Consider the following 15,988-nt stretch of genomic DNA (forward strand, 5'->3'; position numbering starts at 1 on the left):
ATTAAAAAATCATGTCAACCCTTAAACCTATCAAAATGGCTAAAAAACACACCCATTGTCGACACTATTAATCTAAAGTCGTATAAAAATGGTTTTACAATGGACTAATACAGTGAAGTGTCGACAGCGTAATAAATTAGATGTTACGCTTTTTAGCGCTGAAAACACCTCGCATAAATGCTATTATCGCGCTTTATTTTTATAGTATGAGCTAACGCGTGAACGCCAACACTTTTATTCCTGAGCACTTTATTGATGACGTAAAAACCTATTTACCAGCGCATCTAAACTTAGATGACTTTTTAAATGCGTGTCGTAGGCCCCTCAGAAAATCTATCCGCGTTAATACATTAAAAATTAGCATTGAAGAATTTGTAAAACGTGCAACTGAAAAAAATTGGCTGCTAACCCCAATCCCTTGGTGCAGTGAAGGCTTTTGGTTAGAGCGCCCAAACGATGAAGAACAAAACCTAGCCCTTGGTAATACCGACTTACACCTAAGCGGTGCTATGTACGTACAAGAAGCAAGTTCAATGCTGCCCCCTATCGCATTAAAGCAAAGTATTGAACTCGCAGACTCTCAAAATAACACCGTGCTTGATATGGCATCAGCGCCGGGTTCGAAAACCTCGCAACTAGCAGCGCTTATGAATAACCAAGGTGTGCTTGTTGCAAATGAGCTTTCGTCATCGCGCCTAAAAGTACTTAGCGCTACATTAAAACGCATGGGAGTTGGCAACTGTGCGCTCTCGCATTTTGATGGCGTTATATTTGGCAACTACATGTTTGAATGCTTTGATAGCATATTGCTAGACGCGCCCTGCTCTGGCGAAGGCACGGTACGTAAAGACGCCGACGCACTAAAAAATTGGTCAATAGAATCAAACATACAAATAGCCCAAGTACAAAAAGACTTAATTAAAAGCGCATTTTACGCATTAAAGCCAGGTGGCACATTAGTGTATTCAACCTGCACACTTACTCCACTCGAAAACCAGCAAGTGTGCGATTATTTACTCAGTGAATTTGGCGACTATATAACGCCTGAGTCACTAAGTGATTTATTTGAAGGTGCAAGTAAAGCCACAACTAATGAGGGCTATTTACATGTTTGGCCGCAAACATTCGATAGCGAAGGCTTCTTTATTGCTAAATTTAAAAAGCACACCAGCTGTAATAATCCAAATCAAACTGTTAAAAAAGGTGCATTCCCATTTAACGAGTTTGATAAAAAACAAAGTGCCGCGTTTATGCAATCGCTTAAAAAGCACTTTGGGTTAACTAACCTACCTGGCAGCTTAATGCAGCGCGATAAAGAGCTGTGGTTATTTCCTGAAGGATTTGAAGCCATACAAAATAAGATTAAGTACGCACGTTTAGGTATTCAAATTGGCATTATTCATAAAAATGGCGTGAGACTAACGCACGAGTATGCAACCGTATTTGGCAATGAGTGTAAAACTAATATTTACGCGTTAAATAACGAGCAAGCCAATGATTATTTTCAAGGTAAAGATATACGCTTAACTGAAGCAACTCAAACAATTGGTGAAGTAGTATTAACGCTGTGTGGTTGCCCTATTGGGCTAGGAAAATGGCAAAAAAATAAGATTAAAAACTCATTACCACGAGATTTGGTGCAGAATACACAATTAATAAACTGGGGTTAAACTAAAGTACAAATTACACATAATTAATCTAATCCTTTGTTATCAAATGTAACCAAGGGGCAAAATTAGTTATGCTTTATTTAGTAGTTTTACTACACTTTAAAGTACTTTCTTCTTCTCCCTAACGAACCAGAAAGTTTTTAGTTAACGCTAGACTCAATTTAGAGTCACTTTATGGCCCAGAGGTTTTATAAACCTCTGGGCATTTTCAATAATTTAAATTAACGGCTTTAAATTTTTATATAGAATTAATTTATTACCTTCACTCATTACAACCTCTTACTTTCAACTCTTTGAGCTCTCCATATTTGATAGAGCCTCATTTAAATTAAAAGGGATTAAAGCTTTTTACAAAACTAGAAAAAACACTAAATGCAATAACGTTCACTTACCTTTTTAAGGCTTTTATCGCTAACATGAGGTGAAGTAATTAGAAGGTCACAGATTATTTTATCTTTACCGTAATTTTTAGCAAGTTCTAGTTGTTGGGCTAAGCGGTATTCTTTTAAATAACTGTCATTAATGATTTGAAGATAATTACGCATATCTTCGTTACTTAAGTAGTCCCAATTATCTAAATAAATTTGGCTTACAGTGTACATAACATGTTCTGTAAAATGTCCTGTCGCACGAGCTTTAGCGATGTATTCACGAGTTTCATCAGTTACACCATATAAATAAGCATTAAGAGAAGCTAAATCAGTCCACGTTTCAGACCAGTTAGGTCTTGTAACCGTTGCTTCTAAGTAAATACTTTTTACATCTTGGTAGTTTGAAACTGTTTCTACTCCAGCTATTACTCCCCAATGCATTATCCGTCCGTAAGTATGAATATAATGATTATGATCAGGATGATAATAAAGTGCTTTTTTTATTAGACCATTAGCTTTTCGATAACTCGTTTGCGTAAGTGAATTACGTTCATAGCTCCACTCATCAATATATGAATTAGCCTGAAAATAGTAAACATTAGCTATCCCCCATCGAAAAGCGATAGTAACTAAATATAAGCATATGAGCCCAGTAATCATTTTTAAAACTGAAAAAACAGCATTAGTTTTCATTAAATAAGGTCTGCGTTATTGCTTGTGGGTTAAGTTTGAAGAGCTTTATTGCCTTGTCTTCTCCAAACTCATGAGCCACAAAATTATATGCTTCTGATAAAATTGGTGGTCTTCTTTTTATGTTATGTGCATCGCTTGCAACTACAGTTACTTTATTTTGTTTTAATAGTTCCAATGCAAATGTTTTAACCTCTGGACCAAACCTCCCCGTTATACTCCCCGCAGTAACCTGTGTTAAACATCCTAAACGTATGAAAGGAGAGAGCAGTGAAGGAGATCTTAACAAATCTCTATTTCTCTCTGGGTGAGCAATTATGGGCCTATATCCGTTATTAAATAGCCACTTTATAAAATTATCAGACCCCGGTGGAACATGGCTATGAGGAAATTCTAATAATATCGTTTTTAATCCTTTTAAAACACCAAGCGCAGGGATGAGGCCTGCTTTGAGTTTTGTCATGAGCTCTACATCAATCCTAAGCTCGCAAGCAGCAGCAACTTGAATAGTTAAATTATTCTCATTTATGATTTTTTTTAAGAGTGCAAGTCCATTCATAATACACACTTGGTCATTATCAAAACGCCCAATATTTATATGCGGAGTCGCAACTATATGTGTAGTCCCGTCATCTTGAGCCATACGCAAAAGAGACAAGGTTTCTACCTCATCTCTTGCGCCATCATCTATGCCAGGAATAATATGACTATGGATATCTATCATATTATGATTTTTTCTCTCCATAAGAATAATAGTCATAATAACCATTGTAGCCTTGTGTTTTAGCTACCTTATCAGTATCTACATGATTTAATACAACTCCAGCCAACTTAGCTTTATCTTGTAGTAGTCTGCCTATACCATTTTTTATTACTGATAAATGTGTATCGTCGCTTTTAACAACATAAATTACACTGTCTACACTTTTAGAGATCATTAAAGAATCACTTACAGCTTGAATAGGGGCTGTATCAATTATAATTCTGTCAAACTTCTCTTTTAACTGTTCTATAACCTTACTAAATTTATTACTAGATAAAAGCTCTAGAGGATTAGGTGGTAATTGACCACACGGCATTACTGTTATTCCGCTTTGCTCATCTTGATACAAACAGTTTTCAAGGGTATCGGTTCCAGCGATAAAGTTTGAAAGACCAGGATGATAAGTAGGCATATCAAAGCGTTTACAAATGCTAGGTTTACGCATATCGGCGTCAATTAATAACACTTTTTCAATCTGGCCAAGAGAAAATGCTAAGTTAATAGAAGTAGTTGTTTTACCTTCCCCTGGGGTTGAAGACGTAACCTCTATAACTTTATTATTTTCATCATCCATTTGTGATAATACAACACCAGTTCTTAAAGTTCTAACTGCTTCAGAAAACTGATTTTGTTCTTTGTCAAAAAAAGTACGAATGTCGAGAGCCGTATTTTTTGAAAGTGGGATCATACCCAACATTCGCATAGATAACTTACTTTCAATATCACCCGGACTTTTTATCGTATCATCAAGCATCTCAAATAAGATAACTAAACCAACAAAGAACATAAGACTTAAGAAAAAGGCTCCAGCCACAATCATTTTCTTATTTGGTTTAACTGGGTAAAGGCTAGCTGCTGCTAAACCAGTAAAGTGGGCAGGACTAGCTTTATAATCGCTAGTCGCTTCTGTTTCTCTAGAGCGCTCTAAAAATGTGTTGTATAAGTTACGATTAGTATCGAGTTCAATTTTAAGAGCGGTATATTTGGTATCCAGCCCAGTAATATCACTATATTTGCTACGGATGTCAGAAAGCTCTTTTCTGTATCTTTTTACACGCTGAGCAGCCGTATAGGATTCTTTCTCAATCCCTGATATTAATGATTGAATTTGCGCATTTACCTGTTCAACCCTCATATCTAGCTCTTCAGATGCAGCTATTAACTTAGGATGTTTTGGACCGTATACCTTTGATATTTCGGCAAACTTTAATTCAGCAGTTTCTAAGAGCACCCGTCCATCAGAAATAGAGCTATGACTGATAATTTCAGGAAGTGATTTGAGGTTTTCAAAGTCAGATTTACCAAACCTATTTATTAACTCAAGAATACTATCTACTTTACTTTTATCACTTTCAGCAATCGCCAGAGTAGCTTGAGTTTTTTCAAGCTCACTATCGATTCTTAAAACTGCACTATCAATATCTACAATATTATTTTTTTGACGAAAATTTTCAAACGCAGTTTCTGAACGTTCTAATTGCTTAGTAAGCTCTGCTATTTTTTCACTCATCCAAGCACTTGCTTTTCGAGTTACACCTAATTTAGCCTCTAAATGAGTCTCTATGTATACTTCACCTATTGCATTAGCAATTTTCGCAGCAAGTTTTCTGTCCGATGCCTGGTAGGTAATATGCACTAATTGAGTACCTGGAATAGGCTTTACAGATAGGCGTTGCCTAAAATCATTTATTAAATGAGCCATCTTAAATTCTAAATCTAGCTCAGCGTCAGATGCGCCTTCACCAAAAAAAGAGGAAAAGAGAGATTTCAAACCAAACAGGTCATTTTCGTCATCGTTAAATTCAGGGTGCTCTATTAAATTCAACTTTTCTATTACGGCTTCAGCAATGTACTTCGACTGTAAAATTTCAAATTGTGTACTATAAAACTCTCGTTTAGCTGTATTAAAACCATACATTTCGTCTATCGAAACAACATTTTTTTGTTCAGGCTCTATTAGTAATGTTGCTGTCGATTCGTAAGTTGGTTTAATTTGCATTACCACAAATGCAGTAATTACTGATATTAATAGAGAAATAAATATTAAACGCCACTTATATTCCATACATGCATAAAGATATCGTTTAATATCGAGTGTATTATTTGTCTCTAAAAATGTGTTACTACTCGTGTCCATTAAAAAAACCTCTGTTCAACAGTCACTGTATCACCAGCTTGCACTGTAGAGTCTAATGTTGCGTTAATTTGTTTTGACTTATTTTTTTCTTTAAAAATGAAGATTTTTTCTTTTGAAGCCCTCTCAGTAAAACCACCGGCAATTGCTACAGCTTGATTTACGGTCATACCCGGTTGGTAAGAATAACTACCAGGCATACGAACTTCACCATGAATAAAAAAAGGACGGTATTGAACTACAGTGACATTCACTGTTGGCTCAATTAAATAATCGCCTTTAAGCCCAGTGTATATTTTTTGTTGTAAGGCTTTTTCTGTTAACCCGCTGATTTTAATTTCTCCCAAAAAGGGGTAATTTAATTTGCCAGAACGACCTATTTTAGTTTCTAGTGAAAGTTCCTCTTCTCCATAAACCTTAATCTGAATAGTATCGCCTGTATCTAATAGATAATTAATTTCATTAGCTAAAACATTATTAGTAAAAAAAATTATTATTAAAAAGCAAAAAGATTTCATTTTTTTCCCTACATTGAAACTTTAAAGTTAACGCCAACAATAGACTTGTCATATTTAAAAAATGCTAAATTAGAGTCTTTATCTTGAAAAGTATAATACGCGCTCGTTTCTAACCAGCGAGCAGTATTATGAATAACCGATAATACAAGCTCTTGAGAATCATCTTCGCGTTCAACACCAGAAAAATCGTCATTTGTGTAACTATAAATAGTGCTAGTACTTATTAAAGGACTCCAAGTATGATCCCATCCTAAAGAAATGCCCTTTTGATCTATATAATCACCAAAAGTGTCAGGGTCAACAGCACCAGCTTGAGATGTTAGTCTAAATGTTGAATAACTTAAAGGCGCCCACTGGGCTTCAACCAACCAACTTACACCATTAAAATCATCGCGTTCAGATGCTCTAAATGACTTTTTTTGATAACCTATTTTTGCAACACCCGTAGTTATTGCTGTTGCTTCCCAACGTACACCTACGAGTAGCTTCTTTACATTTGAATCTCTTGTGATACCTGTTTCATCTATTAAGTCATACCTAATTCCGGTGTATGAAGCATCTAGAGTTAAATCGGTTAAAGCACTTAATGCGTATAAAAACTGCCCACCAAAAAGTCGCTCATCAAGATCTCTATATTGTGTCAAACTTCGATTATTAGTATATCTAGTGTCTTTGTAGTTACCTAATAACGCAAAACGAGATGTAGAATATCCGCCAATTTCATAACGTATGTCTGCATTTTGCTCTCTAAATTCGCTAGCTTTGTCGAGTAAGTCTGCAAGGCCTTCAGATACTCCGGTGCCTCGTTGTTCTGTTTTAAAGTCATATTCGTACTTAAAATCAAAGCGATCACGAGATGTAGGCTCTAAATGACTTACAAACTCAAAACCTCCATCTAAGTAGTTGTCGTCTGAACTAGAAAAATATGTACCACTTTCAACATAAGCGCCCATTGAAAAAGCATCTAATCCATCAAGGAGTTCGAAGTTTACTGAAGGCTTAACGACTAACTTTGTACTCGATTTCTCATTATCACTACTGTTAAAAATGTTGTTATCGTATTCATACTTACTCTCTAGTAAAGGTGTTATGTCCACACCTGATTCAGTTTTTATAGAAGCTGGCTCTAAAGCAGAAGCGTTGCATGAAAAACCTACAGCTAATAAAGCTATTGAAGTCGTATTTTTGAAATTCATTTTAATCCCTTAATCTTAATAAGCGTTTTTACTTACGAAACCTTTAAATATAGTCATGTAAACTATTTTTAGGTCAAATATAAGTGACCAGTTTTTAATATATTGCAAGTCATACTCAACTCGCTTTTCCATTTTTTCTAGCGTATCAGTTTCACCACGCCAACCATTTATTTGCGCCCAACCTGTAATACCTGGCTTAACTTTATGGCGAAGCATGTAGAATTCAACTTTTTTTCTATACTCTTCATTGTGTGCTACAGCATGTGGTCTTGGACCTACAATTGACATTTCACCAAATAAAACATTAAAAAACTGGGGTAATTCGTCTAAACTTGTACGCCTCAAAAAACTGCCAAATGCAGTAACTCTCGGGTCAGACTTTGTCGCTTGCGTAACAACTGAGTTATTTTCCATCACACGCATAGAACGAAATTTCCATACCTTAATTTTCTGACCAGCCAAACCATATCTATGCTGTTTAAAAAGTATAGGGCCTTCAGATGTAAATTTAATACCAAGTGAAATAATAAGTAGTAGTGGTGATATTAATAAAAGGATAACAGAAGCAAGAATAAGATCTTCAGTGCGTTTAACCCATTGTCGAGCGCCTAAGTAAGGAGACTCGAACACACTTAAGGTATCAATATTTCCGATATGCTCAATTCGAGCATGAACCAAATTAGATAACAAAAAGTCAGGAATAAAATGAACATCTACAGTCGTATCACCTAGTTTAAGCAAAATGTCAGCAATTCGTTTCTCGGCTTTAAAAGGGAGTGCAATAAACAAAACATCAATCTGGCCATTTTTAGCATGCTGAACAGCACTATCAATCATACCTGCAATATTAAAGTCCATATCTTTAAATAAACGCTCAGGTTTTCTATCTTCAAAAAATCCGACAAATTCATAACCCAGCTCATCATTTTCTGCAATTTGTTGATACAAGTTTGCGCCAGTTTCTGTAGCTCCAACTATAGCAACTTTATTAATGCTTAAGCCTAACTTACGTCGATTAATTTTATAAAGTCTTACTAAACCACGGGATACAAAAAGTAAAAAGAAAGATAATATAAACCATAAAGAAAGAGTTACTCGAGAAAGTTCTTCTGTAAATTTTAAAGCGAAGGCGACTACAAATAATAGAACAAAAGCACTAACTAAGCTAAGCCAAGCAGTCACTACCATATGCCTTAATTTTCCGGCCCTCCAAGAGCGATACAAACTAAGAGTTTCTGCTGTGTATAAGTAGCTAAGCGTTACAACAAGTAATATTGTTATGTAGTTATTTGATATATTTGTTCCATAAATAAAACCTGCAATATACAAGCTACTTATAAGAGTAATAATGTCTGAAAAGCGGTATAAATCAGCAGTAGAGTTTCCACCAACTTTGAAAGTCCGAGATGTAATCATAAAGCCTCCTTGCCCAATAAACTATTTTTTATAATACTACTGCATTATAGACAATAAAAGTTTAAATAAGAATACCCTGATAAATAATTGTAACTATTAATTTAAAATTAATAGTTATTCACCAAAAAAACTGGGAAAAACATGCTTTAAGTTTAGTCAAACCAACATACAGGCGGTTGAAAAACATACATTACAAACTTATATAAGCCATAAGTTTGACTGGAAATAAAAACAATACGAATAAATATATAAACAAAAATAAACTAAATTTATTTTTGTTTATATAACTCTAAATTGTTTATATCAATAAATACAGCTCTTAATATAGTCAGTAATTTCAACTGGTGCTCTACTAGTAAATGTACAGCCTTTAGATTTACTTTCTAATGCATTATTTATAGCACTATTTAGCATTAACTCGTCATCTGCAGCGAATAGGCCACCTAGCTCTTTTAACTTATTATATGTTGCCAATTGATGATTGTTTCGATGCTCATTTAATGTAAACAGCCTAGGCATAACAACAAGAGGCTTACTTTCACTTAAACAAGACAAAATTGTTCCCATACCAGCATGGCCAATAACAACAGCTGCCTCATTAAAATAATCATCAGCTTCTTTTCCTGATAAAAACTCAAATGACTTACCTATTTTAGGTTTATATCCCTGCTTTCCTACTTGAAAAACCATATCTGCATAATTATTTTTAAGCGCCCAATCTTCAGCTGCTTTAATAAGGCGATCAAAGGAGAGTTGAGTTCCTACAGTTACAAAAATCAAAATACTCTCCCTTTATATAAAGGACCATCTTCACTTGCTACTTCAGGCCACTGTGTAAGCCAAACATCAGCAATTTTTGAGACTTTTTTCCCAGCTAAAGACAGTTCTTCCGCATTTGCGACAGAATCAACCCAAACAGTTTTTGCTCCAATCACCTTCCCCCAAATTAAAGCAAAAAAGCCTGGGGCAGCTCCTGTACTAATTATTACATCAGGTCGGTGTTTCATAACTTTGAAAAAAGTCTGTACTGCCAGTAATATCAGCTTGAACTTTTGCTCCATATTGGCGTCAATGACTGTCTCAAACTTAGCATTGCCAACATGACTTTTAAGAGATGAATCATTAGTTATAAAAATAACATTCTGATCTTCCCAAACGGCCGACAATCGATTTAGCTGAGTCCAATGGCCCCCTCGAGAAGCAATAGCCATAACTAATTTTTTTTTCATTGTACATTCCTTGATGATTCATCTTTTTGCCATTGGTAGGTTTCTAAAGATTTATATTTTTGATTTGCTAATCTTGTAGCTATCAAATTAACAAACCCATAAACAATAAATTCAAACAAGGTTGGTTTTGAATTGAAGCGTTTTAATGGTAATTCTTTATTTTTAACCAAAGATTTATTTTTAAGTTCAATATTTCCAAGTTTACTGCGTGTTTTAATTTTTATTAAGTCACCTAATTTAATTGGTGCAGTTACAGTCGATGTACATTTAATGTCAACTTGCTGCCTAGAGGCCGGCACTACTTCTCTTATAAATCCATCATCGGCTATTACATCAGGAAAAAGATCAAAACAATCCCTAGCCTGCTTATTTAAACCATAAACACCACTACCAAAACCTTGGGCAGAATAAAACTTAGTTTTAAACCAAGCCCGATAAAAAGCCTTCACAAATATACTAGAACGACTAAATTCCATAATTGCTTTAGGAGAAGCTAACAAAGGCGTTTCAGAGGATTCTAAAGTGTTTATTAAAGAAAGGATGCCGTCATAGTTAACTACAACATCAGCATCCATATAGATTCGTGGAAAACCTATATCCGATTTTTCAGCAACATTTATTGCATTCGTTTTTGAACCAAGTTCAATATCTAAGCAACAAACAGCAGGAAATTCATTATGTATAAAGTCTACAGATCCGTCATTACTTCCGTTTACTGCAACAGTAATTGTGTATTTCCCCTCTTTTACACCCTGGTAAAGTGGTATTAAAGTTCGAGCTATTACATTGCGTTCGTTATACGCAGGGATAATAATTGCAGGTAACATATTTAATTCACTCATTTGGCACCTTCTAAAACGAGAAGTTTGTATAAACGGGGTAATGGTCGGAACCATATGAATGGTCTAATACATAAGCACTTTCAACAAAAAAACCATGATGAAAAATATAATCTATCCGTATAAAAGCACCAAAAACACCAGAACGACGAGCTTTCCCAGGAAAAGTATGCCCAAAGCTAAAATTCACACCTCTAAGGGAATCATTTAAATGAGTAGTCATAATTTTGTAAGGATAATTGAACTCAGTAGAATTAAAATCACCAAGAACAATTAGTTTATTCTCAATTTTTTCTATACTTTTTACTAAACTATCAACCTGTTTCATTTGCAATTGAGAATTAAAAATCCCTTTGTCTAAACGAACATTTATTACACTAATAGTTTCTCTGCCGATTAAAACATCAACAAATTGGTTAGCTCCCAGGTTTCCTTTATCTAATAGAGGAAATTTAGAAAAAACAGCTTTTTTAATATTTTCGTTATAAACACTAAAACAATTTCCCTTATAATAAGTGCTTTTTACAAAATCATTAAAATCAGGGATTTCTTGCACAGCTATTAGGTCAAATTTTGTACAGTCAATTATTTCACCTAACTCTTTGAAATCTTGATTCCTAGACATTTTACTAAAGCTAATAACAGACAATGTTTTATTGAGAGATTGTTTAAAATTAATATCTACTGATTGCCTTGAAAAATAAAATACATTTAAAGCTAAACTACAAAACAATAATAAATTCAAAGTAAACAAAAGTTTATATTTTTTATGCAAGCTCAACAAAGTAATAAAAATAACTATTAACAACACATATTGTGCGAAATAATTTAAAAAACGGTAAACTATGAAAGTATCATTTGCTATGCCCATAGTTAGCCAACATATGATAATTAAGCTAACAAATAGAATCAAATAACGTATCGGATCAAATAGTAGCGCCTTCATTATTTTTCAATCATCCAATTCATCATAGTATGTGAAAAATTTTGAACTTTGCTTTCCCATAAATAATTTGTTTTACAATACTCTAATGCCTTATAAGCCATCTCTTCTCTGCGTTTACAATCTAAGCTAAGAGAAGTAATTTGACTTGCAAGATCGACAACTAGAGCTTCGGGGGTTGATACATTTAATTTAACAGCAACTGAATCATCTACTGTTGACTGAGGCCCCCCATGATTCAAAACAATCATCGGCAAACCAAAACTCAAGGCTTCAATTACTACTCCACCAGTGGGTTCTCGAAAACTAGGAAAAACAAATATGTCTGCAGATTTATAAAATGCATCAATATCCATTCGATCCATTTTGCCATGAAAAGTAACTTTATTATCCACCGATAGTTTACGAGCCTCATCTATACATGCTTCTAAATCAGTCCCTGCACCAATAACATCCAGATGAAAATCCACATTATTTTGTATTAAGGGTAAGCACCGTATTAGATCTTTAACACCTTTAGTTCTAACCAGACGACCAACAAAAAGAAGTCTAATAGTTTTAGTGCTTACTTTAAATTTGCTGATTAAATCACTCTCAGTAATCATTACAGAGTCAACAGCTAACTCATTCAAAACCGAAATGGCACTGTCGTTAATGCCAAGTTCTAAAATCAGTTTCTCTTTTATATAATCAGCTGCAGCAATAATCTTTGTCGCAGACTTATAAGATCCTCTTAATATCGGATCATACTTAAAGCGTAATTTATCAACGTCTCTAAATTTCATATACCAAGACATCGTATCTAGTTCACTTTTAAAACTATCGACATCGGGAAGAGCACCAGCAATAGGACCTAAAGAAAACCTTCTACCCCCAGATGCAAGAGGAGATGGGTAACGTGCTGCCATAGGTGTAATTTGATGATACCAATCGAACTTGTCTCCATTTTTATCATTTACTTCAAGCCATTTTTTGACATCTCGATAAAAACAAAAATACCAGGGTTTTGCTATAGCGTTAAATCGCTCAAAACGATGTAAGCCACTTTTTTCGTCAAAGTGAATAAGTTTTACAGGAAGTTCACCATTTTCTATTGTACGTTTACCTTTTAATCGTAAAGTTAAAACAGTAATATCAAAATATCTACTAAGCTCTTTTACCCATTTATAACCAACAAACACTTCACCAACGTCAAATCGAGATATTCCAGGAGCAACTATTAAAAGTTTCTTTTTCACAGTATTACCACCCTTTCTTATTTGTAGGCCAAGCTTTGTGGTATCTCAGAACGCAATTTAAAAATAAAGATGCTCTTTGTTTATAAAAAAGCTTGCGATTTAATCCGTATTTAATTATCCAAACTAATGCACGCGAAACATTAAAACAAAACATTACAGCGTAAACTAAAACAGCTTCAGTTTTTGTTCTGTTTTTTAAAAAGAAACGAACTATAGCTCCCGATAACATTAAATCTCTTTTATAACTTAGTTTTTGGGCGCTAAAGCTTCCGTAGTGTACAATTTCACCAACAGGACTAAACTGTATTTTCCATCCAGATTTTTTAATTCGGTAGCACCAATCAGTTTCCTCACCAAAAAAGAAAAAATCTTCGTCTAAAATACCTACTTGTTGTATGACGGTATTTCTAATTAATAAATAACAGCCAGTTACAACATCAACCTCTCGTTCAGAGTCTCGGTGCCAATCAGTCATCAATTCATCACTTTTATATTTACCGCCAAATAGTTTGCTAAACTGAAAAACCTGTTCCATCTTGCTTTTCAGTGTAGGAAATTTTGAACATGTGTATTGTACTGATTTATCACTATTTAAAACTCTGCATCCCATCACGCCATAATTCTCGTTGCTTTGAATATAATCGAGTGATTTTTGAAGAACATCCCCAATTACATAGGTGTCAGAGTTAAGTAACAAATAAAAATCAGAGTCATCTCTTTTTAATATTTGATTATTAGCAGCAGCAAAACCAATATTATCTTTATTACGAATTACTTCAATATTCGGATATTCCTTTTCGAAAGCATCAGCAGAATTATCTTGTGAGTTGTTATCTACAACAACAATATTCCAATCATTATTAATATAATTACTATAAATAGAATCTAAACAATCTAGAACTAGTTGCCTAGTATTCCAATTCACGATAATGACAGTTAATTTAAACTTTTTCATTCAACTCAGTCCTTTCTGTTGTAAAAAATGAAATTCCGATTCCTAAAAAGAAATAAAAATAAATAAGTAATTGGTTCCAAAAATGCACAGTGCAACCTGCAAATACTAAAGAGCATAAAACAATAAAATAAATAAGAGAGAATTTATGACGTTTATTCTTCAATACCTGAGATGAAACTATAAATATAGCTGCAATAATTGATAATAATGAAGGTAAGCCAAACCTCATCGCAGTTAAGAGCCAAAAATTATCAACACTAGGAGGCATCCACAGTGGTCTTATCCAATCAGAAAAGCCAATTCCGAAAATTGGGTTACGCACAACCTCCGCTGAGCCAAATTCAAATATTAATGTTCTGAAATATGCAGTTTGCTGGCTAAATGTAATTCTAGACAGGATCAATTTTAATGGTGATTGAGAAACTAATGATAATAATAAATACCCAGAAGCCATTAAGATAACAAGTTTTTGCCATTTATTATCTATTTTAAAAGTATTGAATACTTTATCCCATATAAGGAGGGCTCCTTGAATTACAACAGCAAGTATTCCACCTGAAGATAATGAAGAAAATGTTAAGAACAAGGCTGTTCCAGGCACTATATATTTACTTTCAATGCTTTTAGAGAAGTAAAAAAACAAAAACAAAGTAGACCCGAAAACGCCTAATAATATTGGGTGTTCAAAGTTTGCATACGCCCTTGTTAGCCCCATTCTAGGTTCTATGTTATTAAAAAAATATCCACCAGTTAATAGAGAAGCTGATTCTCTAATAACGTGTGTTCCTGTAACCATTTCGTAAAATGCAAAAGGAAAGATAAATAAACAAGATATCATTGCTATTTTTAAAAAGTACTCAAAGTCTTTCAGGTTTTTTATTGTATATCTAGCTAGTAAATAACTCCCCAAAGTCTCAACAAAGAAAATACCACCACTCTCAATTCCCTTACCTACACCTTCATTTATCATTAAGCTTATAATTGACCAGGAACAATGAAATAAAATCAAAAAATCAACAACTCTTTCTTGTTTAGATTTATCAGGACTAAACAACACCTCATTTATCAACTTGAAGAAAGACAAGATCAATACAATTCGATATGGTGATAAACGCATACTACCTAAATTAAAACTCAATTCAGGAGGAAGTAAGAAACATATAAAAAAAATAGACAATAACATTCTTGGATTCATTTTAATAATCTCAGCATTAGTTTAAATCCAAAAATGATTTTTTGGAATCAATCAGCTCTGCAATATCTTTATCCCACCATTTCTCTTCTAGTAACTCATTAATTTGTTCTTGATGAAAGCGAAAACCTTTACTTTTAGCTGGTACGCCAGCAACTATTTCATATGGCATAACATCTCGAGTTACTATTGCACCAGCTGCTACGATAGCTCCATGTCCAATAAAATTACATTTACTTAATATTTTTGCCCCATCACCAATCCATACATCGCTTCCGATCTCTAATTTGGTATGTTCAACTTTTTCCTTTTTTGTATATCCTAACGATTTATTGTAAAAAAATGGATGAGTAGACATTCGGTTTATTGGATGATCATGCGTAATAACTACCACCCCTCTAGCAATAGAACTATAGCTACCAACTGTGACGCCTTCGGGAAACGAATTTAATTTCATACACTCCCCATAGCTATATTTACCAACTACCACTCCATAATATTTACTTTGTATCTCTCTTAATGAAAAACTGTAAAATTCAGCTCCCTCTAATCTATATAAAATAAATTTAATAAACCTCTTTAAAAAGTAAAACCTATATAGACCAACAAAGAAACTAGAGTATTTGTTTTTTATTAGTGACATATAAAGTGCTCCTTTTTTTAAATAACAACAAATACAACAAGGCAAATATCTCACCTAGAATACCTGAATAAATTATACTACTTAATTCACGTTCAATTAATACAAATACAAATGCAATTGGTACAAAGAAAAGACGAATTAACGTTGCATACAAAGGAGCCCTAGTATTTCCCGTTGATATTTCTTTTATT

Annotated in this window: 16 protein-coding genes; 1 reads left to right on the forward strand and 15 read right to left on the reverse strand. The window is 33.9% G+C overall.

The window, feature by feature from the left end; genetic code table 11:
- Positions 1 to 218 precede the first annotated feature (218 nt).
- Positions 219 to 1,670 carry a 16S rRNA (cytosine(1407)-C(5))-methyltransferase RsmF gene (gene rsmF / locus H5160_RS02000; RefSeq protein WP_182736545.1) on the forward strand — a complete coding sequence of 484 codons (1,452 nt, stop codon included), beginning with the start codon at positions 219 to 221 and terminating at the stop codon, positions 1,668 to 1,670.
- A gap of 368 nt (positions 1,671 to 2,038) precedes the next feature.
- Here rsmF and H5160_RS20295 read toward each other — a convergent pair whose 3' ends face one another.
- The 15 genes from H5160_RS20295 to H5160_RS20300 all read right to left on the reverse strand — a co-directional run.
- Entirely contained in the window at positions 2,039 to 2,734 is a 696-nt protein-coding gene (locus H5160_RS20295; RefSeq protein WP_220491118.1) for a VpsP family polysaccharide biosynthesis protein, read from the reverse strand.
- A complete protein-coding gene (locus tag H5160_RS02010) occupies positions 2,724 to 3,491 on the reverse strand; it encodes a tyrosine-protein phosphatase (RefSeq protein WP_259416384.1) in 768 nt (255 codons plus the stop codon). The genes H5160_RS20295 and H5160_RS02010 overlap by 11 nt, the downstream gene beginning before the upstream one ends.
- A complete protein-coding gene (locus H5160_RS02015) occupies positions 3,457 to 5,631 on the reverse strand; it encodes a polysaccharide biosynthesis tyrosine autokinase (protein ID WP_182736549.1) in 2,175 nt (724 codons plus the stop codon). Before H5160_RS02015 ends, H5160_RS02010 begins: the two co-directional genes overlap by 35 nt.
- Positions 5,631 to 6,146 (reverse strand): polysaccharide biosynthesis/export family protein, encoded by a 516-nt coding sequence (locus tag H5160_RS02020; protein ID WP_182736551.1) that lies wholly within the window; start codon positions 6,144 to 6,146, stop codon positions 5,631 to 5,633. The genes H5160_RS02015 and H5160_RS02020 overlap by 1 nt, the downstream gene beginning before the upstream one ends.
- Before the next feature lie 8 nt (positions 6,147 to 6,154).
- Positions 6,155 to 7,342, reverse strand: a complete 1,188-nt coding sequence (locus tag H5160_RS02025; protein WP_182736553.1) for an outer membrane beta-barrel protein — start codon at positions 7,340 to 7,342, stop codon at positions 6,155 to 6,157.
- 15 nt (positions 7,343 to 7,357) lie between these two features.
- Positions 7,358 to 8,758, reverse strand: a complete 1,401-nt coding sequence (locus tag H5160_RS02030; RefSeq protein WP_182736555.1) for an undecaprenyl-phosphate glucose phosphotransferase — start codon at positions 8,756 to 8,758, stop codon at positions 7,358 to 7,360.
- 303 nt (positions 8,759 to 9,061) lie between these two features.
- Positions 9,062 to 9,538 (reverse strand): glycosyltransferase, encoded by a 477-nt coding sequence (locus H5160_RS02035; protein WP_182736557.1) that lies wholly within the window; start codon positions 9,536 to 9,538, stop codon positions 9,062 to 9,064.
- On the reverse strand, positions 9,535 to 9,987 hold the full coding sequence (locus tag H5160_RS02040; protein WP_182736558.1) for a UDP-N-acetylglucosamine--LPS N-acetylglucosamine transferase: 453 nt from the start codon (positions 9,985 to 9,987) through the stop codon (positions 9,535 to 9,537). The genes H5160_RS02035 and H5160_RS02040 overlap by 4 nt, the downstream gene beginning before the upstream one ends.
- A complete protein-coding gene (locus H5160_RS02045) occupies positions 9,984 to 10,829 on the reverse strand; it encodes a glycosyltransferase family 2 protein (protein WP_182736560.1) in 846 nt (281 codons plus the stop codon). Before H5160_RS02045 ends, H5160_RS02040 begins: the two co-directional genes overlap by 4 nt.
- A gap of 10 nt (positions 10,830 to 10,839) precedes the next feature.
- Positions 10,840 to 11,697 carry an endonuclease/exonuclease/phosphatase family protein gene (locus H5160_RS02050; RefSeq protein ID WP_182736562.1) on the reverse strand — a complete coding sequence of 286 codons (858 nt, stop codon included), beginning with the start codon at positions 11,695 to 11,697 and terminating at the stop codon, positions 10,840 to 10,842.
- A gap of 74 nt (positions 11,698 to 11,771) precedes the next feature.
- Positions 11,772 to 13,007: a glycosyltransferase family 4 protein gene (locus H5160_RS20570; RefSeq protein ID WP_182736564.1), complete on the reverse strand. Its 1,236-nt coding sequence runs from the start codon at positions 13,005 to 13,007 to the stop codon at positions 11,772 to 11,774.
- A 4-nt stretch (positions 13,008 to 13,011) separates the two neighbouring features.
- Complete coding sequence (locus H5160_RS02060) at positions 13,012 to 13,962, reverse strand: glycosyltransferase family 2 protein (RefSeq protein ID WP_182736566.1); 951 nt, start codon at positions 13,960 to 13,962, stop codon at positions 13,012 to 13,014.
- On the reverse strand, positions 13,949 to 15,157 hold the full coding sequence (locus H5160_RS02065; RefSeq protein ID WP_182736568.1) for an O-antigen ligase: 1,209 nt from the start codon (positions 15,155 to 15,157) through the stop codon (positions 13,949 to 13,951). The genes H5160_RS02060 and H5160_RS02065 overlap by 14 nt, the downstream gene beginning before the upstream one ends.
- A 16-nt stretch (positions 15,158 to 15,173) precedes the next feature.
- A complete protein-coding gene (locus tag H5160_RS02070) occupies positions 15,174 to 15,797 on the reverse strand; it encodes a CatB-related O-acetyltransferase (RefSeq protein WP_182736570.1) in 624 nt (207 codons plus the stop codon).
- Positions 15,769 to 15,988 (reverse strand): hypothetical protein (locus tag H5160_RS20300; RefSeq protein WP_220491119.1); only part of this gene is annotated, 220 nt, incomplete at its 5' end. The genes H5160_RS20300 and H5160_RS02070, both read right to left, overlap by 29 nt.

Origin of the sequence: Pseudoalteromonas sp. SG43-4 (genome assembly GCF_014164325.1) — a bacterium.
Taxonomy (GTDB): Bacteria; Pseudomonadota; Gammaproteobacteria; order Enterobacterales; family Alteromonadaceae; genus Pseudoalteromonas; species Pseudoalteromonas distincta.